Origin of the sequence: Streptomyces sp. NPDC005648, from assembly GCF_040605395.1 — a bacterium.
Classification (GTDB): Bacteria; Actinomycetota; Actinomycetes; order Streptomycetales; family Streptomycetaceae; genus Streptomyces.
Map to the genome: position 1 here is coordinate 23,756 of NZ_JBEXCS010000007.1, position 18,175 is coordinate 41,930.

At 71.5% G+C, this 18,175-nt stretch carries 18 protein-coding genes; 8 read left to right on the top strand and 10 right to left on the bottom strand.

The genetic code is table 11. The features are described 5' to 3' along the window. Nucleotides 1–9 precede the first annotated feature (9 nt). Both ABZT17_RS05825 and argH read right to left on the bottom strand, forming a co-directional pair. The gene (locus ABZT17_RS05825; RefSeq protein ID WP_356344166.1) at nucleotides 10–987 is read right to left on the bottom strand and encodes an aldo/keto reductase; all 978 of its coding nucleotides are present in this window, start codon (nucleotides 985–987) and stop codon (nucleotides 10–12) included. A 156-nt stretch (nucleotides 988–1,143) separates the two neighbouring features. Then, a complete protein-coding gene (gene argH / locus ABZT17_RS05830; RefSeq protein ID WP_356344168.1) occupies nucleotides 1,144–2,568 on the bottom strand; it encodes an argininosuccinate lyase in 1,425 nt (474 codons plus the stop codon). Between the two features lie 222 nt (nucleotides 2,569–2,790). Here argH and ABZT17_RS05835 point away from each other — a divergent pair, with 222 nt between their 5' ends. Together ABZT17_RS05835 and ABZT17_RS05840 are read left to right on the top strand one after the other, a co-directional pair. Beyond that, complete coding sequence (locus ABZT17_RS05835) at nucleotides 2,791–3,678, top strand: hypothetical protein (RefSeq protein ID WP_356344170.1); 888 nt, start codon at nucleotides 2,791–2,793, stop codon at nucleotides 3,676–3,678. Between the two features lie 118 nt (nucleotides 3,679–3,796). Then, nucleotides 3,797–4,507 carry a L,D-transpeptidase family protein gene (locus ABZT17_RS05840; protein ID WP_356344172.1) on the top strand — a complete coding sequence of 237 codons (711 nt, stop codon included), beginning with the start codon at nucleotides 3,797–3,799 and terminating at the stop codon, nucleotides 4,505–4,507. Here the strand turns inward: ABZT17_RS05840 and ABZT17_RS05845 are convergent. Continuing rightward, the gene (locus ABZT17_RS05845) at nucleotides 4,494–5,951 is read right to left on the bottom strand and encodes a HAMP domain-containing sensor histidine kinase (RefSeq protein ID WP_356344174.1); all 1,458 of its coding nucleotides are present in this window, start codon (nucleotides 5,949–5,951) and stop codon (nucleotides 4,494–4,496) included. The two genes, ABZT17_RS05840 and ABZT17_RS05845, sit on opposite strands and share 14 nt — an antisense overlap. Beyond that, nucleotides 5,948–6,688, bottom strand: coding sequence for a response regulator transcription factor (locus tag ABZT17_RS05850; RefSeq protein ID WP_356344176.1), 741 nt, complete (start codon nucleotides 6,686–6,688; stop codon nucleotides 5,948–5,950). Before ABZT17_RS05850 ends, ABZT17_RS05845 begins: the two co-directional genes overlap by 4 nt. Before the next feature lie 150 nt (nucleotides 6,689–6,838). Between ABZT17_RS05850 and ABZT17_RS05855 the strand changes: the two genes are divergently transcribed. The 5 genes from ABZT17_RS05855 (at nucleotide 6,839) to ABZT17_RS05875 (ending at nucleotide 11,825) form a co-directional block, all read left to right on the top strand. Continuing rightward, a complete protein-coding gene (locus ABZT17_RS05855) occupies nucleotides 6,839–8,191 on the top strand; it encodes a ferredoxin reductase family protein (RefSeq protein ID WP_356344178.1) in 1,353 nt (450 codons plus the stop codon). 19 nt (nucleotides 8,192–8,210) lie between these two features. Continuing rightward, nucleotides 8,211–8,717, top strand: coding sequence for an FMN-binding protein (locus ABZT17_RS05860; protein WP_356344180.1), 507 nt, complete (start codon nucleotides 8,211–8,213; stop codon nucleotides 8,715–8,717). 75 nt (nucleotides 8,718–8,792) lie between these two features. Then, nucleotides 8,793–10,175, top strand: a complete 1,383-nt coding sequence (locus ABZT17_RS05865) for a ferredoxin reductase family protein (RefSeq protein ID WP_356344182.1) — start codon at nucleotides 8,793–8,795, stop codon at nucleotides 10,173–10,175. A 29-nt stretch (nucleotides 10,176–10,204) separates the two neighbouring features. Further along, complete coding sequence (locus tag ABZT17_RS05870; protein ID WP_356344185.1) at nucleotides 10,205–11,029, top strand: FMN-binding protein; 825 nt, start codon at nucleotides 10,205–10,207, stop codon at nucleotides 11,027–11,029. Nucleotides 11,030–11,087: 58 nt separating this feature from the next. Then, the gene (locus tag ABZT17_RS05875) at nucleotides 11,088–11,825 is read left to right on the top strand and encodes an FAD:protein FMN transferase (protein ID WP_356344456.1); all 738 of its coding nucleotides are present in this window, start codon (nucleotides 11,088–11,090) and stop codon (nucleotides 11,823–11,825) included. 7 nt (nucleotides 11,826–11,832) lie between these two features. On the opposite strand, the gene ABZT17_RS05880 is transcribed toward ABZT17_RS05875, so the two are convergent. Genes ABZT17_RS05880 through argC form a run of 5 tightly spaced genes read right to left on the bottom strand, consistent with a single transcriptional unit; the run spans nucleotide 11,833 to nucleotide 16,663 of the window. Beyond that, nucleotides 11,833–12,372 carry an arginine repressor gene (locus tag ABZT17_RS05880; protein ID WP_356344187.1) on the bottom strand — a complete coding sequence of 180 codons (540 nt, stop codon included), beginning with the start codon at nucleotides 12,370–12,372 and terminating at the stop codon, nucleotides 11,833–11,835. A gap of 22 nt (nucleotides 12,373–12,394) precedes the next feature. Continuing rightward, nucleotides 12,395–13,582 (bottom strand): acetylornithine transaminase, encoded by a 1,188-nt coding sequence (locus ABZT17_RS05885; RefSeq protein ID WP_356344189.1) that lies wholly within the window; start codon nucleotides 13,580–13,582, stop codon nucleotides 12,395–12,397. Next, nucleotides 13,579–14,490, bottom strand: a complete 912-nt coding sequence (gene argB, locus ABZT17_RS05890) for an acetylglutamate kinase (protein WP_356344191.1) — start codon at nucleotides 14,488–14,490, stop codon at nucleotides 13,579–13,581. The genes ABZT17_RS05885 and argB overlap by 4 nt, the downstream gene beginning before the upstream one ends. Further along, nucleotides 14,487–15,638 carry a bifunctional glutamate N-acetyltransferase/amino-acid acetyltransferase ArgJ gene (argJ, locus tag ABZT17_RS05895; protein ID WP_356344193.1) on the bottom strand — a complete coding sequence of 384 codons (1,152 nt, stop codon included), beginning with the start codon at nucleotides 15,636–15,638 and terminating at the stop codon, nucleotides 14,487–14,489. The genes argB and argJ overlap by 4 nt, the downstream gene beginning before the upstream one ends. After that, entirely contained in the window at nucleotides 15,635–16,663 is a 1,029-nt protein-coding gene (gene argC, locus ABZT17_RS05900; protein WP_356344195.1) for an N-acetyl-gamma-glutamyl-phosphate reductase, read from the bottom strand. Before argC ends, argJ begins: the two co-directional genes overlap by 4 nt. A gap of 93 nt (nucleotides 16,664–16,756) precedes the next feature. Between argC and ABZT17_RS05905 the strand changes: the two genes are divergently transcribed. After that, nucleotides 16,757–17,497, top strand: coding sequence for a VOC family protein (locus ABZT17_RS05905; RefSeq protein WP_356344197.1), 741 nt, complete (start codon nucleotides 16,757–16,759; stop codon nucleotides 17,495–17,497). An 82-nt stretch (nucleotides 17,498–17,579) separates the two neighbouring features. Here ABZT17_RS05905 and ABZT17_RS05910 read toward each other — a convergent pair whose 3' ends face one another. Then, nucleotides 17,580–18,152: a MarR family transcriptional regulator gene (locus ABZT17_RS05910; RefSeq protein ID WP_356344199.1), complete on the bottom strand. Its 573-nt coding sequence runs from the start codon at nucleotides 18,150–18,152 to the stop codon at nucleotides 17,580–17,582. Between the last annotated feature and the right edge of the window lie 23 nt (nucleotides 18,153–18,175).

Sequence of the window (18,175 nt, forward strand, 5' to 3'; positions counted from 1 at the left end):
AGCTGATCGTCAGTGCCAGGGCAGGCCGGCTCGCGTCCGCCAGTACACCTGCGGTTCCTCCACCAGCGCCGCGAGGCGGCTCAGCTGGTCCTCGTCGAGGTCCACGACCGCCGCGTGCAGATTGGACGAGAGATGTCCGAGGGTCGCGGCGCCGGAGAGGACCACGCCCGCCCAGGGCTGACGGAGGACCAGGGCGAGGGCGACCGCGTCACAGCCCAGCGATGTCTCCTCGGCCACCGCCTTCAGGGCCTGCGGGGCGTTCGGGCCGGCGAGGCGGCCGTTGGCCATGCCCTCCTTGACGATCACCGTGAGGCCGGCGTCGTGCGCCTCGGCGAGGGCGGGGGCGGCCGAGGTCTCCAGGGCGTTGTACGTCGACTGGACGGCACGGAAGAGGGGCTCGCCGTCGACCGTCACGGCGAGGGCGGCGCGGATCGCGTCCGCCTGGGCCGGGCCGCTGGTGGAGAAGCCGATGGTGACGCCCTCGGCGGCGGTCTCCGCGAGCCTCGCGTGGAGGTCCTTGTCGGTCAGGGCCGGGCTGTCCGGGGTCACCGAGTGGATCTGGTAGAGGTCCAGATGGTCGCCGAGGAGGTCCGCGGTCTCGCCGCGCTGGCGCTCGTAGGTCGCGAGGCTGTGGTCCTTGACCTCGTGCTTCTCGGCGTCGGTGGCCCAGCCGGCGGTGTACGTGTAGCCCCACTTGCTGCCGATGACGATGTCGGTGGTGTCGGGGCGGGCGTTCAGCCAGTCGGCGAGGAACTCCTCGGAGCGGCCGTAGGAGCGGGCCGCGTCGAAGTAGCGGACGCCCTGGGCGTAGGCGGCGTCGAGGAGTTCGTGGGTGCGGGCGCGGAGCGTCTCGACGCTGCGGTTCTCCGCGAGTCCGAGGTCGTGGTCCCGGTTGAGGTTGATGTAGCCGGGGCGGCCGACCGCGGCGAGGCCCAGGCCGATGTGGCAGGTGGGGGTGGTGGCGGTGGCGAGGCGGGCGAAGGGCATACCGACAACGTAACTCGGGATGCCCTTTCGCCTCAGGGGGTGGGGGCAAGGTGTTTCTGGCGGGTGCGGGACAAGGTGTTTCCGGCGAGTGCGGGTGCGTGGTGGCTTGTCGCGCCCACGCGGCGGTAGCCGCGAATTCACTACAGCCCCGCGCTCCTAGGGGCGTTCCGCCCACCGGTGCTGAGCCGCCAGGTTCTCCTTCACTTCCGCCAGCTGGACGGCGACCGCGCTCGGGGCCGTGCCGCCCCTGCCGTCGCGGGAAGCCAGCGCGCCCGGGACGTTGAGGACCGACCGGACCTCCGGGGTCAGATGGGCGGAGATCTTGGCGAACTGGTCGTCCGTCAGCTCGTCCAGTTCCTTGCCCTCGGCCTCGGCCGCCTTGACGCACTCTCCGGCGACCTCGTGGGCGACACGGAACGGGACGCCCTGCTTGACCAGCCACTCGGCGATGTCGGTGGCGAGGGAGAAGCCGGCCGGGGCCAGTTCCTCCATACGGTCTCGGTGGACGGTGAGGGTGGCCATCATGCCCGTGAAGGCCGGGAGGAGGACCTCCAGCTGGTCGATGGAGTCGAAGACCGGCTCCTTGTCCTCCTGGAGGTCGCGGTTGTAGGCGAGGGGCAGGGCCTTGAGGGTGGCCATCAGGCCCGTCAGGTTGCCGATCAGCCGGCCGGACTTGCCGCGCGCCAGCTCGGCGATGTCCGGGTTCTTCTTCTGGGGCATGATCGACGAACCCGTGGAGAACGCGTCGTGCAGGGTCACGAAGGAGAACTCCTTCGTGTTCCAGATGATGACCTCCTCGGCGATCCGGGAGAGGTTCACGCCGATCATCGCGGTGATGAAGGCGAACTCCGCCACGAAGTCGCGGGACGCCGTGCCGTCGATGGAGTTGCCGACGCTGCCGTGCTCGAAGCCGAGGTCCTTCGCCACCGCCTCCGGGTCGAGGCCGAGGGAGGAGCCCGCGAGGGCGCCCGAGCCGTACGGGGAGACCGCCGTGCGCTCGTCCCACTGCCGCAGCCGCTCCGCGTCCCGGGACAGGGACTGGACGTGGGCCAGGACATGGTGGGCGAAGAGGACCGGCTGGGCGTGCTGGAGGTGGGTGCGGCCGGGCATCGCCACGTCCGGGTGGGCCTCCGCCAGTCCGACCAGGGCGTCCTGGAGGTCGGCGATCAGACCGCCGATCGTGCGGGCGTGGTCGCGGAGGTACATCCGGAACAGGGTCGCGACCTGGTCGTTGCGGGAGCGGCCGGCGCGCAGCTTGCCGCCGAGGTCGGGGCCGAGGCGCTCCAGCAGACCCCGCTCCAGCGCGGTGTGGACGTCCTCGTCGGCGATCGTGCCCACGAAGGAGCCGTCGGCGACCGCCGCCTCCAGCTGGTCCAGGCCCTCGATCATCCGGGTCAGCTCGTCGTCCGTGAGCAGACCCGCCTTGTTGAGCACGCGGGCGTGGGCGCGCGAACCGGCGATGTCGTAGGGCGCCAGCCGCCAGTCGAAGTGGACGGACGCGGACAGCTTCGCCAGGGCCTCGGCGGGACCGTCGGCGAAACGGCCGCCCCAGAGCCTTACGTCACCGCTGTTGCTGCTCACTTGCGTCGCTCCTAGGGAGGGTTGGTGGGTGGCTCGGATCTCCGACGACAGACTAGCTATGCATGAGTATGCAGAGTGTTGCATGAATCGTCAATTTAAGGAGCGCTTGAACATGCGTAACCGCTTTCCCGTACCTCTCGCCGAACGCAGGCGCCGCGTTTGTACACCCCAGCCACACAGCAGTGACACACCTGTCACCCGACACCCGAGTGAGGCAGCCGCATGTCCAGGGCTCTTCCGAAGTACAACAAGCGTCGCGTCGTGATCCTCGGCGGCGCCGCCGCTGTGGCCCTGTCCGGGGCGATCATCGCCGGTACCGCCCTCGCCGGTACGCCGTCCAAGGGCAGCACGAACAACGCGCGGACCCTGGCCGCGTCCCCCGGCACCATCAGCTGCCCGGACGTCGCCTCCAAGCTTCCGGCGATCCCGGCCTCCGCCCAGGCCGAGGTCACCCGCAACCTGACCCTGCTGCAGACGCAGATCAACGAGGCCAACAAGCGCCTGGTCGACACGGTGGGCCAGGGCGGACCGAACTTCGTGAACAACGCCATCCTGGGCCCCCTCAAGGACAAGCGCGTGGCCACGATCAACCGCATCGCCACCGCCATCGGCCGCACGGCGGCCAAGCCGACCGGCCTCGACTCCCTGGCGCCCTGCGCGCTGAACGGGGCGGGTGCGGCCGCGGGCAACGCGGGCAAGGGCAACACGGGCAAGGGCAACGCCAACACCGGCAACGCCAACTCCGGTGCGGCCGCCACGGCCGGCGCGAGCGCCTCCACCGCGGCGAACGGGGCGTCCGGCACCGGTGCCGCCGCCGTCGGGACGATCTCCTGCCCGGACGTCGCCTCCAAGCTTCCGGCGATCCCGGCCTCCGCCCAGGCCGAGGTCACCCGCAACCTGACCCTGCTGCAGACCCAGATCGACGAGGCCAACAAGCGCCTGGTCGACACGGTCGGCCAGGGCGGACCGAACTTCGTGCAGAACGCGATCCTCGGCCCGCTGGCGGACAAGCGGAAGTCGACCGTCGACCGGATCGCCATCGCGATCGGCCGTACGGCGGCCAAGCCGACCGGCCTCGACTCCCTGGCCGCCTGCACGCTCACCAAGTGACGTGACAGGCGCTGTGGCCGCCCCGAAGGAGCGCCGGCCGGGGCGGCCACGGCAGGAGACGGGCCCGGATGGGCCAACCCGGCTGCCGTCGCCGGTCGCGCCGTCTACGGTCTGAGCCATGCGATCGCTTCTGGGCGCCGGTGCGTCGGTGTGTGCTTCCGTGCTGGTGCTGGGCGCCGCCTCCGCGGCGCCCGCCGCGAGCCCCCCGCTGCCCGCCCGGATGGCCGACACGGGCGGGGGTACCCAGTTGATCACCGCCGTGGCCGCCGGGACGAGCGCGACGACCGGGACGCTCACCTGGTGGAGCCTGCGCGACGGGCAGTGGGTGAAGGCCGGTTCGGCCGGCGCGCGGTTCGGGGCCAAGGGCCTCGTCGAGGGAACCGCACGCAGGCAGAACACCTCGACGACCCCCACGGGCCTGTACGACCTGCCCTTCGCGTTCGGCATCAAGGCAGCGCCGACCGGGACGTCGTACAAGTACCTTCCCGTGCACGCGCGTTCATGGTGGTGCGAGGACAACGCCTCGAAGTCCTACAACCGCTGGACCGAGCCGCGGCCGGCCGACTGCCGGGCGTCCGAGTCGGAGCGCCTCGCCTCGTACGAGACGCAGTACGCCCACGCGATGGTCATCGGGTTCAACTACCACAGGCCGGTGCGGCAGCGCGGCGCCGGGATCTTCCTCCATGTCAACGGGCGCGGGGCGACGGCCGGTTGTGTCTCGGTGCCCGGCTCCGCCATGCAGGCCATCCTCAAGTGGGCGTCCGCCGGGAAGAAGCCGCACATCGCCATCGGCACCACCGGCGGCAGCACCGCGATCACCCGGTACTGAGCCGGACGGTGAACGTGGTCGACCCCGGGCGGCTGTCCAGGACCACCTCTCCCCCGTGGGCCTCCGCCACCGCCGCCACGATCGACAGCCCCAGCCCCGCCCCGCCGCCCACCGCGCCGGGGCGGCGGCGGTGTTCGGCGCGGGTGAAGCGTTCGAAGACTCCCGGCTGAAGGGCCTGAGGGATGCCCGGGCCGTCGTCGTGGACCTTGAGCACGGCCGAACTCTCCGCCTGCTCCAGGGTCACCGTGACCTTCGTGCCGACGGGTGTGTGCAGCCGGGCGTTGGCCAGCAGGTTGGCCAGCAGCTGGTGGAGGCGGTGGGCGTCGCCGGGGACGGTGACCGGTTCCTCGGGCAGCTCCAGGGTCCAGCGGTGCTCGGGGCCCGCCGCGCGGGCGTCCGTCACCGCGTCCAGGACCAGCATCGTGAGGTCGACCGGGTGACGCTCCAGCGGACGGCCCGCGTCCAGGCGGGCGAGGAGCAGCATCTCGTCGACCATCTCGCCCATGCGCGAGGACTCCGCGGCGATGCGTTCGAGGGCTCTGGTGATCTCCGGGGGAACCGGGCCCGGGTGGAGCAGGGCCAGTTCCGCGTGGCCCCGGACCGAGGCCACCGGTGTGCGCAGCTCGTGACTCGCGTCGGCCGCGAAGCTGCGCAGGCGTTCCTCACTGGCGTGCCGCTTGGTGAGGGCGTCCTCGACATGGCCCAGCATCCGGTTGAAGGCGCCCGCCACCTGGCCCACCTCGCTGCGCGGGTCGGCCCGGGGGGCCCGGGGCGGCAGCGCCACCTCGCCGCTGGCCAGCGGGAGTTCGCTGACCCGGGTGGCGGTGGCCGCCACCCGGCTGAGCGGACGCAGCGACCAGCGGACCCAGAGGGCGCCCGCCACGCCGGTGACGGTGAGGGCGGCGCCGAAGACGATCGCCGCGACCAGTACCAGCCGGTGGACCGCGGCCTCCACCGGCTCCAGGGGCAGGCCGGTGAGCAGTACGTCTCCGTCGGCGCCTCGGGAGTAGACGACCCGGTAGGCGTGCAGGGCGGAGAGGCGGACGGTGTGCCCCCTGCCGTCGGGGGCGATCCCGGCGAGCTTCTCCTTGTCCTCCGCGCTCAGGGGGACGTGCTGGATGCCGTCGGACCGGACGACCGCCGCGTCGGTGACGGTCCCGTCGACCAGCCGGGCGCCCAGGGTGCCGGTGGACTGCCGCCGGGTGTCGCCGTTTTCGTCGCCGTCGTGGTCGTCGGGCAGACCCTTGTGCTCCAGACTCACGGCGAACCGGTTCCCGGCCTCGGTCAGCTGCTGGTCCAGCCGGCTGAGGAGGAACCCGTTGAGCTCGAGCACCGCGGCCACCCCGACCGCGGCGCAGCTGACCGCGAGCAGCACGACCAGGCCGAAGGTGAGCCGGGCCCGCAGGGTGCGCGGCCGGGGCAGGCGCCGCCACGGCACTCTCATGCCGCCCCCGGCTTGAGCACGTACCCGGCGCCGCGCACCGTGTGGATCATCGGCTCACGGCCCGCGTCCACCTTCTTGCGGAGGTAGGAGATGTACAGCTCGACGACATGGGCGCGGCCTCCGAAGTCGTAGGACCAGACACGGTCGAGGATCTGGGCCTTGCTGAGGACGCGGCGGGGGTTGCGCATCAGGAAGCGCAGGAGTTCGAACTCGGTGGGCGACAGCTCGATCAGCTCACCCGCGCGGGTGACCTCACGGGAGTCCTCGTCCATGACCAGATCGCCCACCGTGAGGCGGGGGCCCTCCTCCAGCCGGCGGGCCATGCCCGCGCGCCGGAGCAGACCGCGGACCCGGGCGACGACCTCCTCCAGGCTGAAGGGCTTGGTGACGTAGTCGTCGCCGCCCGCGGTGATACCGGCGATACGGTCCTCGACCGCGTCCCGGGCGGTGAGGAAGAGGACGCAGACATCCGGTTTCACGGCATGCAGCGAGCGCAGCACCGAGAAGCCGTCGGTGTCCGGGAGCATCACGTCCAGGACGACCGCGTCCGGCATCAGCTCGCGGGCCTCGGTGAGGGCGGAGGCGCCGTCGCCGGCCGCGCGGACCTGCCAGCCCTCGTAGCGCAGGGCGCCGGAGAGCACCTCGGCGAGATCGGGGTCGTCGTCGACGACGAGGACGCGCAGGGGGGTGCCGTCGGGGCGGGTGAGGGCGGGACGGCCGGATCTGGTGGTGTTCATCTCCTCCCCAGGATCGCCCCTCGCGCCCGCGTCACACACCGGGCGAGGCTCTGAGTTTCCTCTGAGTGGGCTCGGTGAGGGTCCCGTTCAGAGGGTGCTCAGAGGTTGTGGAGGCACAGTTGCGTCCCGGACAGGTGAAAGGACGCATATATGACCACCGTGTACGAGCGGAGGGCGGCACCGCAGGTCGCGCCGCCCGTGCGGCGCTCCCCCGCGGGCGCCGTGCTCGCGCTGCTGTGGGCCGGTGCGGCCGCCGTGGTCGCGATGTGGTGGGCGGACACCGGTTCGGTGGTCGGCGCCGCGGGCTGGCTGACCGGGGCCGGGCGGATCGCCGGGCTGCTGTGCGGGTACGCCTGCGCGGTGCTGGTCGGCCTGATGGCGCGGGTGCCGCTGCTGGAGCGCCGGGTCGGCTCGGACCGGGTGGCCCGCTGGCACGCGATGGCCGGCCGCTACACGGTCTGCCTGCTGGTGGCGCACGTCGTGCTGATCCTGCTCGGGTACGCGGCCCAGGACCACGCCACGTTCTGGCACGAGGCCGTCACCGTGGTCACGGACTATCCGGAGATGCTCAGGACCACCGCCGGCACGGTGATCCTCTTCGCGGTCGGCATCACCTCGGCACGCGCCGTGCGCCGCCGGACCAGTTACGAGTTCTGGTACTACGTCCACCTGCTCACCTACGGCGCCGTGTTCCTGGCCTTCAGCCACCAGCTGGTGCTGGGCAACGAGTTCAACGGCCACCGGCTCGCCACGGCCGCCTGGTACGCGCTGTATCTCGGCGTGGCCGCGCTGGTGCTGTGGTTCCGGATCCTCGCCCCGGTGCGGCTGAACCTGCGCCACCGGATGCGGGTGCGGTCCGTGCACCGGGAGGCGCCGGGCGTGTTCTCGGTCGTCGTCCACGGACGGCGGCTGGACGAGATGGGGGCGCGGCCGGGGCAGTTCTTCCGCTGGCGGTTCCTGGGCGAGGGCATGGGCTGGACGTCGACGCCGTACTCGCTGTCGGCGCCGCCCCGCCCGGACCTGCTGCGGATCACGGTCAAGGCGCTCGGCGACCACAGCGCGGCGATCTCCCTGCTGCGGCCCGGCACCCGGGTGTGGGCGGAGGGGCCGTACGGCTCGATGACCGAGGACCTGCAGACCTCGGCGAGGTCCCTGCTGATCGCCGCCGGTGTCGGCATCACGCCGATGCGGGCCCTGTTCGAGACCCTGCCCGGCGAGGTCACGCTCGTCTACCGGGCCCGTACGGCCGAGGACCTGGCTCTGGGCGCGGAGCTGGAGGCCATCGCCCAGTGGCGCGGCGCGAGGGTCCTGTACGCCCTCAACGGGCCGGACGGCCGGCGCCCGAGCCTGACCGCGGCGTCCCTGCGGGCGAGCGTCACCGACCTGGCCGGCCACGACGTCTACATCTGCGGTCCGCACGGGTTCGCCCGGGATCTGTACGGGGAGCTGCGCGCCGCCGGGGTCCCGGACCGCCGCATCCACCACGAGTCGTTCGAATTCTGAGACCTGTGAGGCCGTAGAAGTGCACGCGCTGAAGAAGAACCGCCCCCTGCGCCGGATCGTGCTGGCGAGCGCCGCCACCGTCTCCGGGATGGTGCTGCTGCTGTCCCTGAAGCCGCACACCACGCCGACGGCCGCCCTGGCGGTGCCGGCGCCCTCCAGCAGTTCGAGCGCGTCCGGCGGCTCAGGCGGCACAGGTGGCTCAAGTGGCACAGGTGGCTCAAGTGGCTCTGGCGGGTCGACCACCACCGGCACGAAGACCGTCACCGGGAGCACGATCCAGACCCGGTGGGGTCCCGTCCAGGTGAAGATCACCATCAAGAGCGGGAAGCTCACCGACGTGACGGCGGTGCAGTACCCCACGGACAACCCGCGCGACCAGGAGATCAACAGCTACGCCCTTCCCCAGTTGCGCAGCGAGGCCCTGCAGGCCCAGAGCGCCGGCATCGACACCGTCTCCGGGGCGACTTACACGAGTGACGGTTACCGCCAGTCACTCCAGTCCGCGCTGGACTCGGCGGGCAGCTGAACACACGGGCGGCGCGGCACGTATCTCAGGGCCAAGGGACCACGCCAACCCCCTTGCCCCCGCCCCGGAGGAACAGTGACCACCACGCTCGCAGGCGGCCGCGCCGCCCGCCGCCAGACGATGCGCCGCATCCGCCCGCGCCGTTCCCCGGCGACCGTCCTGCTGCTCGCCGTCTTCGCCGGCGCGGTCGGCGTGCTGTGGCTCTGGTGGATGAACACACCGTCCATCGCCGACCAGAACGGCAAGATCCTCAACGCGGGCCGGATCACCGGTCTGCTGGCCGGTTACCTGATGGCACTGGTCGTCCTGCAGATGGCCCGGGTGCCCGCCCTCGAACGCCGGGTCGGCTCCGACCGGGTGGCCCGCTGGCACGCGATGAGCGGCCGCTACACGCTCTGTCTGGTCTTCGCGCACGTCTTCCTCATCATGTGGGGCTACGCGCTGCAGGCCGGCAAGTCGCTCGGCGACATCGTCCAGCAGACCATCGACTCCATCAACCAGCTGCCCGACATGGGCAAGGCGGCCATCGGCACCGGTCTGTTCGTGCTGATCGGCCTGACCTCGATCGGTCCGGTGCGGCGCAGGCTGCCGTACGACACCTGGTACCACGTCCATCTGCTGACGTACGGGGCCGTGTTCCTGACCTTCTGGCACCAGATCACCACCGGCAACGACTTCGCCCTCGAACCCGCCGCGAAGACCTTCTGGTACGCGCTGTACGGGTCGGTCACCGCACTGGTGATCTGGTACCGCATCCTCACCCCGATCCGGCTCAACATGCGCCACCGGATGCGCGTCGAGGCGGTCATCGAGGAGGCGCCGGGCATCGTGTCCGTCCTCATCGGCGGGCGGAAGCTGCACCGGATGGGCGCGCAGGCCGGACAGTTCTTCCGGTGGCGGTTCCTCGCGCCGGGCATGCGGTTCAGCTCGCACCCGTACTCGCTGTCGGCGGCGCCCCGTCCGGACATGCTGCGGATCACCGTGAAGGCGATCGGTGACCACAGCGAGCGGCTGCGGGAGCTCACGCCGGGCACCCGGGTGTGGGCCGAGGGGCCGTACGGCGCGATGACCGCGCAGCGGCGCAGCCGCGGCAAGGTGCTGCTGGTGGCGGGCGGTGTCGGCATCACGCCGATGCGGGCGCTGTTCGAGACGCTGCCCGGCGCGGCCGGTGACATCACCCTCCTCTACCGGGCCAACACCACGCAGGACCTGGCCCTGTGGGACGAGCTCGCCGCCATCGCCGACGACCGCGGTGCCCGGCTGATGTACGCGGTCAACAGCCCGGACGGGGAGCGCCCCGACATCTCGGCGGACCGGCTGCGGCAGAAGCTGCCGGACATCGACAAGCACGACGTGTTCATGTGCGGCCCGGCCGGGTTCGCGCAGTCCGTGTACGAAGCACTGCGCGGCGCGGGAGTGCCCGCCCGCCGCATCCATCACGAGTCGTTCGAGATGTGAGCGACGGGACTTCAGGAGTTTGGGTAGCAATGAAGAAGAGTCACCCCATCCGGCGTGTCGTGCTGGCCACCGCCGCCACCGTCTCGGGTGTCGTCCTGATGCTGTCGCTCAAGCCGGCGTCCGACCCGAACGCCCAGGCGGCCGGCGCGGCACCGCAGCAGACGGTCGCCGGCCAGGAGTCGCCGCAGGGCGGCACCTCGGGAACCGGTTCCGCGAACGGCACCATCGACGGTGCCGTGGCCCAGACGCAGTACGGCAATGTGCAGGTCCGGCTGACCGTCGCGGGCGGCAAGATCACCAAGGCGGAGGCGATCCAGGCGCCCAAGGGCGGCACCAGCGACCAGAAGACGGCCCTGTCCATCCCGAAGCTCACCCAGGAGACGGTCGCCGCGCAGAGCGCGCAGATCGACTCGGTGTCCGGGGCGACGTACACGAGCAACGGCTACAAGCAGTCGCTGCAGTCGGCGCTGGACAAGATGAAGGCCAGTGCTCCGGCGCAGGGTTCCTCCGCCGGAGCCTCCCAGGGCTCCGGCTCCGGTTCCTCGGGCTCCGGCGCCGGGACCGGTTCCGGCGCCGCTCAGGCCAAGACGGTGACCGGCAGCGTGGCGCAGACCGAGTACGGCCCGGTCCAGGTCCGTATCACGGTCGCGAACGGCAAGATCACCAAGGCGGAGGCGGTGCAGGCGCCCAAGGGCGGTCTGAGCGACCAGAAGACGGCGCTGGCCATCCCCAAGCTCAACCAGGAAGCGGTGGCGGCGGGCAGCGCGCAGATCGACTCGGTCTCGGGCGCCACCTACACCAGCGGCGGCTACAAGCAGTCGTTGCAGTCGGCGCTGGACCAGGCCGGTGGCTGAGGCGGTGGCCGAGCCGGCGGAGACTCCCGTCGCGGTGCGTCGGCACGCGGAGGAGGTCATGGGGACCGTCTTCTCCTTCGACGTCCGCGGCGGGGAGCCCGGTGCGGTGCAGGCGGCGCTCGGTGAAGCGATCGCCGAGCTGCACCGGGTGAACGAGGTGTTCAGCACCTACCGCGACGACAGCCAGGTCTCCCGGCTGGCGCGGGGTGAGCTGACGGTCCAGGAGTGCGACCCCGAGGTCGCCGAGGTGCTCGAACTGGGCGCCGAGGCCGAGCGGGTGAGCGACGGCTGGTTCAGCATGCGCTACGAGAGACGGCTGGACCCGACGGGCATCGTCAAGGGCTGGGCCGCGGAGCGCGCGGCACGGCGGATCCGGGCTGCGGGCGCGAGCGGGGTGAGCGTCAACGGGGGCGGTGACGTCCAGCTCCTGGGCTCACCGGAGGCCCACCGTCCCTGGCGCGTGGGCGTCTCGGACCCGCTGCGCCCCGGCGGTCTGGCCGCGGTGGTCTCGGCGGCCGGCGCGGACGAGCTGGCGGTGGCCACCTCGGGCACGGCGGAACGCGGCGCCCATATCGTCGACCCGAGGACCGGCCGCTCGGCGGTCACCGACCTCGTGGCGGTGACCGTGGTGGCCCCGCAGCTCACCTGGGCGGACTGCTGGGCGACGGCCGCCTTCGCGATGGGTTCCCGGGAGGGCCTGCGCTGGCTGGAGTCGCTGCCCGACGTGGAGGCCCTGCTGATCACGGCGGGCGACGAGGTGCGCTGCACCGGGGGCCTGGCATCCCGGCTCGGCTGATGCCCGCTCAGTGGCCGTTCTGAGCCAGCCTCAGCAGATGGTCGGCCAGCGCGTGGCCTCCCGTGGGGTCGCGGCTGATCAACAGCAGTGTGTCGTCACCCGCGATCGTGCCGAGGATGTCGTGCAACTCGGCCTGGTCGATGGCCGACGCCAGGAACTGCGCGGCCCCCGGAGGTGTCCGCAGCACCACGAGGTTCGCGGACGCCTCGGCGGAGATCAGCAGCTCCTGGGAGAGCCGCCGCATCCGCTCCTCCTTCGCCGACTCCCCCAGCGGCGCGCGGGGGGTCCGGAAACCCCCCTCGCTCGGCACCGCGTAGATCAGGTCACCGTCGGTGTTGCGGATCTTCACCGCGTTCAGCTCGTCGAGGTCGCGGCTCAGCGTCGCCTGAGTGACCGTCAGACCGTCGTCGGCCAGCAGCTTCGCCAACTGGCTCTGGGACCGCACCGGTTGGCGGTTGAGGATGTCCACGATCCGGCGGTGCCGCGCGGTCCGCGTCTGCGGCACGGCAGGTCCGGCGTGCTGTGCGTCGTCCTGCGCCTGAGTCATCGACGTCTCATCTCTCCGGTGTTCATCCGTCCCCGTGGGCCGCGTCCAGGATTCCGGGCAGCGCCCCGAGGAACGCCTCCACCTCGTCGTCGCCCAGATTCAGCGGCGGCATCAGCCGTACGACGTCCGCGGCGGGCACGTTCACCAGGAACCCGGCCTCCTGAGCCGCCTGGCGCACCTGGGGCGCCTTCGGCTCGGTGAGCACGATACCCAGGAGAAGACCCGCGCCCCGGACGTGGCCGATCAACGGGTGGCCCAGAGCCTCCACCCCGTCCCGCAACTTCTCGCTCTGCCGCTTGACGTTCTCCAGCAACCCGTCGTTCGCGATCGTGTCGAGAACGGCGAGTCCGGCCGCGCAGGCGACCGGGTTGCCGCCGAAGGTCGAGCCGTGATGGCCCGGCTGCAGCAGTTCCGCGGCGCGTCCGAAGGCGACGGTCGCGCCCAGCGGCAGCCCGCCGCCCAGGCCCTTGGCGAGGGTGACGACATCCGGCAGGACACCCTCGTGGGCCTGGTACTCGAACCAGTGCCCGGTGCGTCCGACCCCGGTCTGCACCTCGTCGAGGACCAGCAGCGCACCGTTCGCTGCCGTGATCGCGCGGGCCGCCTTGAGGTAGCCGGGCGGCGGGGTGACGACGCCGATCTCGCCCTGGATCGGTTCGAGGATCACCAGCGCGGTGTTCTCGGTGACCGCGGCGGCCAGCGCCTGCGGGTCGCCGTAGGGCACATGGGTGACGTCACCGGGCAGCGGCAGGAACGGGGTGCGCTTGCCCTCCTGGCCGGTCATCGCGAGGGCGCCCATGGTGCGGCCGTGGAAGCCGCCCTCGGTGGCGACGACATGCGTCCGCCCGGTCAGCCGGCCGATCTTGAAGGCGGCCTCGTTGGCCTCGGCGCCGGAGTTGCAGAAGAAGACCCTGCCGTCCCGGCCGAAGCGCTGGAGCAGCCGCTCGGCGAGGGTCACCGTCGGGTCGGCCATGAAGAAGTTGGAGATATGGCCGAGCGAACCGATCTGCCTGCTCACGGCCTCGACGACGGCCGGGTGGGCGTGGCCGAGCGCGTTGACCGCGATACCGCCGACGAAGTCGAGGTACCGCTTGCCGTCGGCGTCCCACACCTTGGCGCCCTCGCCGCGCACCAGGGGCAGCAGCGGGGTGCCGTAGTTGTTCATCAGCGAGCCCTGCCACCGCTGGGTGAGCTCTTCGTTGGCGGTCATTCGGCGTCGTCCCCCTCCACGGCGTCCGGCACGACCATCGTGCCGATGCCCTCATCGGTGAAGATCTCCAGCAGGATCGAGTGCTGGACCCGGCCGTCGATGACCCGGGCGGTGGTCACGCCGCCTCGCACGGCGTGCAGACAGCCCTCCATCTTCGGCACCATGCCGGAGCTCAACTCCGGCAGCAGCTTCTCCAGTTGGGAAGCGGTGAGGCGGCTGATCACCTCGTCGCTGTGCGGCCAGTCCTCATAGAGACCCTCGACGTCGGTGAGGACCATGAGGGTCTCCGCGCCCAGCGCGGCAGCGAGTGCCGCAGCCGCCGTATCAGCATTGACGTTGTAGACATGTCCGTCGTCCTGGCTACGGGCGATCGACGAGATGACCGGGATACGGCCGTCGGCGAGCAGTGCCTCGATCGCGCCCGTGTCGATCGCGGTGATCTCGCCCACCCGCCCGATGTCGATCAACTCCCCGTCGATCTCGGGCTGGTGCTTGGTGGCGGTGATGGTGTGCGCGTCCTCGCCGGTCAGCCCGACGGCCAGCGGCCCGTGCTGGTTGAGCAGATTGACCAGCTCACGCTGCACCTGCCCGGCCAGCACCATCCGTACGACGTCCATCGCGTCCTCGGTGGTGACGCGCAGGCCGGCCTTGAACTCGCTGACGATGCCGTGCTTGTCGAGCGCGGCGCTGATCTGCGGGCCGCCGCCGTGCACGACCACCGGCCGGAGCCCGGCGTGGTGCAGGAAGACGACGTCCTGGGCGAACGCGGCCTTGAGGTCCTCGTCGATCATGGCGTTGCCGCCGAACTTGATGACGACCGTCTTGCCGTTGTGCTTGACCAGCCAGGGCAGCGCCTCGATGAGGATCTGGGCCTTGGGGAGCGCGGTGTGCTTACGCGTGGTGCTCATGACGAATAGGCGCTGTTCTCGTGGACGTAGTCGGCGGTGAGGTCGTTGGTCCAGATGGTGGCGGTCTCGGAGCCGGCCGCGAGGTCGGCGACGATGTGCACCTCGCGGTAGCGCATGTCGACCTTCTCGCGGTCCTCGCCGACTCCGCCGTTCTTGCAGACCCAGACGCCGTTGATGGCGACGTTCAACCGGTCGGGCTCGAAGGCGGCCTTCGTCGTGCCGATGGCGCTCAGGACGCGGCCCCAGTTGGGGTCCTCGCCGTGGATCGCGCACTTGAGGAGGTTGTTGCGGGCGATGGAGCGGCCCACCTCCACGGCGTCGTCCTCGCTCGCCGCGTTGACCACCTCGACCCTGATGTCCTTGCTGGCGCCCTCGGCGTCCCGGATCAGCTGCTGGCCGAGGTCGTCGCAGACGGCACGCACGGCCTCCGCGAACTCCTCGTACTCCGGGGTGACTTCGGACGAGCCCGAGGCGAGCAGCAGCACCGTGTCGTTGGTGGACATGCAGCCGTCGGAGTCGACGCGGTCGAAGGTCGTACGGGTCGCGGCCCGCAGTGCCCTGTCCAGTACGTCGTCGTCGAGTGCCGCGTCCGTGGTGAGGACGACCAGCATGGTGGCGAGGCCGGGGGCGAGCATGCCCGCGCCCTTCGCCATGCCGCCGACGGTCCAGCCGTCCCTCGTCACGACGGACGTCTTGTGGACGCTGTCGGTGGTCTTGATGGCGATGGCGGCCTTCTCGCCGCCGTGCTCGGAGAGTTGGGCGGCGGCCGTCTCGACTCCCGGGAGCAGCTTGTCCATCGGGAGCAGCACACCGATGAGACCGGTCGAGCAGACCGCGACCTCGATCGCTCCCCGGCCGAGCACCTCGGCGGCCTTCTCGGCGGTGGCGTGCGTGTCCTGGAAGCCCTTGGGGCCCGTACAGGCGTTGGCGCCACCGGAGTTGAGGACGACGGCGGAGACCTCGCCGCTCTTGAGCACCTGCTCGGACCACAGCACCGGCGCGGCCTTCACACGGTTGGAGGTGAAGACACCGGCGGCGGCGCGGCGCGGGCCGTTGTTGACCACGAGGGCCAGATCCGGGTTGCCGTTCTCCTTGATCCCGGCGGCGATGCCGGCCGCCGTGAATCCCTTGGCTGCCGTGACGCTCACGGTGCGACTCCGATCGTGGAAAGCCCGGTGGTCTCGTCGAGACCGAGGGCGAGGTTCATGCTCTGTACGGCACCGCCCGCGGTGCCCTTGGTCAGGTTGTCGATGGCGCTGATCGCGATGATGCGGCCGGCGGCCTCGTCGTACGCGACCTGCACCTGAACGGCGTTGGAACCGTAGACGGACGCCGTGGCGGGCCACCGGCCCTCGGGGAGCAGATGGACGAACGGCTCGTCGGCGAAGGCCTTCTCGTAGGCGGCGCGGACCGACTCCGCGGAGACGCCGGGCCTCGCCTTCGCGCTGCAGGTGGCGAGGATGCCGCGGGGCATGGGCGCGAGGGTCGGCGTGAAGGAGACGGAGACCCGCTCCCCGGCCGCCGCGCCGAGGTTCTGGATGATCTCGGGTGTGTGCCGGTGGCCGCCACCGACGCCGTACGGCGACATGGAGCCCATGACCTCGCTGCCGAGGAGGTGCGGCTTGACGGCCTTGCCTGCGCCGGAGGTCCCGGAGGCGGCGACGATCACGGCCTCGTTCTCGGCGAGGCCGGCCGTGTAGGCCGGGAAGAGGGCCAGGGTGGCGGCCGTCGGGTAGCAGCCGGGCACCGCGATGCGCTTGGACCCCTCCAGCGCGGCGCGGGCACCCGGCAGTTCGGGGAGGCCGTACGGCCAGGTCCCGGCGTGCGGGGAGCCGTAGAACCTCTCCCAGTCGCCGGCGTCCTTCAGCCGGAAGTCGGCGCCCATGTCGACGACGAGGACGTCCGGGCCGAGCTGCTCGGCGACGGCGGCGGACTGGCCGTGGGGCAGGGCGAGGAAGACGACGTCGTGTCCGGCGAGGACCTCGGGGGTCGTCTCCTGGAGCACCCGGTCGGCCAACGGCAGCAGATGCGGCTGGAGCGCGCCGAGCTTCTGGCCGGCGTTGGAGTTGCCGGTCAGGGCCCCGATCTCGATCTCCGGGTGCGCCAGGAGCAGCCGCAGGGCCTCACCGCCCGCGTATCCACTCGCTCCGGCCACTGCCGCACGTACCGCCATGTCATCCTCCTCTGGATGGCATGACTATACGTTTCGCCGCAGTTTTATGCAATCCCATGGATCACTATGCAGCGGGCCCATAAGATCGCCCGCATGGCACTGCGACCCGTTCAGGTGAACATCAAGGCCCTCGACGCGCCGGCGGTCGGCCGGTTCTGGGCCGAGGCGCTCGGCTGGAGTGTCCACAGCCCCGGGGTGACCACCTACACGGGACCGGGCGGCGGGCTGGTCTGGCCGGAGCCGGTCGGTGTGGGGATCGATGTCGTCCCCGTGCCGGAGCCCAAGAGCGAGGTGAAGAACCGAGCGCACCTCGATCTCGCCACCACCTCCGCGGCCCATCAGGCGGAGCTGGTCGCGCGGCTCGGGGCGCTCGGCGCGACGCCCGTCGACGTGGGCCAGGGCCAGGTGCCGTGGACAGTCCTCGCCGATCCGGAGGGCAACGAGTTCTGTGTGCTGGAGCCACGGGAGATCTACCGGGACACCGGGCCGATCGCCGCGGTGGTCGTCGACTGCGACGATCCGCGGGCCATGGCCCGGTTCTGGGGCGAGGCGACGGACTGGGCCGTGCACGAGGTGGCCGACGACCACGCGTCGCTGCGCTCCGCCAAGGGTGACGGTCCGTTTCTGGAGTTCCTCCGCACGCCCGGCGGCAAGGGCGTGCCGGACCGCGTCCATCTCGACCTGCTGCCGTATCCCGGTGACGACAAGGCGGCGGAGGTGGCGAGGCTGCGCGCGCTCGGGGCCATCGATCTCGACCTCGGCCAGGGCGACGTCCCGTGGACGTGCCTGTCAGACCCGGAGGGTCATGAGTTCTGCGTCCTCGGCCCGGCCTGACGCGGAGCGCCCCTGCGTCAGGCCGAACCCCGCCCAGCAGGGCCTCTTCGACGCGGTCGTGCGGGCGGCCCGCGCCTGACGTTCAGCTCTTGGGACGTCGCCCGCTGCGCCGCGGCGCGGGCTCGGCACCGTCCAGCAGCAGACGGCGGCGCTCCTCGCCGTCCTCCTCGACCTGGAGCACCACGCGCCGCAGACTCGCCGCGAGGCCACGGCACTCCTCGTCGTCGAGGCGGGCGGTGACGAAGGCCTCCTCCTCGTTGAAGGCCGGGAAGACCCGCTGCATCAGTTCCTCGCCCTCCTCGGTGAGGCTGAGCAGCACCAGCCGGCCGTCGGTGGGGTGGCCCGACCGCGTGACCAGGCCGCGCTTCTCCAGTGTCCGCGCGACCCCGGTGAGCGTGCCCTTGGAGATCCCCGCCTCCTCGGCCACGTGCCGGGTCTCCGACTCGCCCCGGATCCAGACCACCCACAGGACGACGAACGCCGTCCAGGTCAGGTCCGCTCCGCGCAGCACGGAGTTCTCCAGGTGCTGGCGGACGGCGGAGGCGGCCCGGTAGATGTTGGCGACGGCGGCCATCTGCTCATGGCGGACGGGGATGCCGCCGAGCTTGGCCTCCGCCAGCTTCTCGGCTTGGGTGATGGACTGCCGGCCGGGCACGGGCACACTCCTTCGCGCCACAG

What these genes read in the sequence shown, in the direction of transcription:
- ABZT17_RS05825 (WP_356344166.1), bottom strand. Translation starts at nt 987, where the DNA reads ATGCCCTTCGCCCGCCTCGCCACCGCCACCACCCCCACCTGCCACATC.
- ABZT17_RS05835 (WP_356344170.1), top strand. Translation starts at nt 2,791, where the DNA reads ATGTCCAGGGCTCTTCCGAAGTACAACAAGCGTCGCGTCGTGATCCTC.
- ABZT17_RS05840 (WP_356344172.1), top strand. Translation starts at nt 3,797, where the DNA reads ATGCGATCGCTTCTGGGCGCCGGTGCGTCGGTGTGTGCTTCCGTGCTG.
- ABZT17_RS05845 (WP_356344174.1), bottom strand. Translation starts at nt 5,951, where the DNA reads ATGAGAGTGCCGTGGCGGCGCCTGCCCCGGCCGCGCACCCTGCGGGCC.
- ABZT17_RS05850 (WP_356344176.1), bottom strand. Translation starts at nt 6,688, where the DNA reads ATGAACACCACCAGATCCGGCCGTCCCGCCCTCACCCGCCCCGACGGC.
- ABZT17_RS05855 (WP_356344178.1), top strand. Translation starts at nt 6,839, where the DNA reads ATGACCACCGTGTACGAGCGGAGGGCGGCACCGCAGGTCGCGCCGCCC.
- ABZT17_RS05870 (WP_356344185.1), top strand. Translation starts at nt 10,205, where the DNA reads ATGAAGAAGAGTCACCCCATCCGGCGTGTCGTGCTGGCCACCGCCGCC.
- ABZT17_RS05875 (WP_356344456.1), top strand. Translation starts at nt 11,088, where the DNA reads ATGGGGACCGTCTTCTCCTTCGACGTCCGCGGCGGGGAGCCCGGTGCG.
- ABZT17_RS05880 (WP_356344187.1), bottom strand. Translation starts at nt 12,372, where the DNA reads ATGACTCAGGCGCAGGACGACGCACAGCACGCCGGACCTGCCGTGCCG.
- ABZT17_RS05885 (WP_356344189.1), bottom strand. Translation starts at nt 13,582, where the DNA reads ATGACCGCCAACGAAGAGCTCACCCAGCGGTGGCAGGGCTCGCTGATG.
- argB (WP_356344191.1), bottom strand. Translation starts at nt 14,490, where the DNA reads ATGAGCACCACGCGTAAGCACACCGCGCTCCCCAAGGCCCAGATCCTC.
- argC (WP_356344195.1), bottom strand. Translation starts at nt 16,663, where the DNA reads ATGGCGGTACGTGCGGCAGTGGCCGGAGCGAGTGGATACGCGGGCGGT.
- ABZT17_RS05905 (WP_356344197.1), top strand. Translation starts at nt 16,757, where the DNA reads ATGGCACTGCGACCCGTTCAGGTGAACATCAAGGCCCTCGACGCGCCG.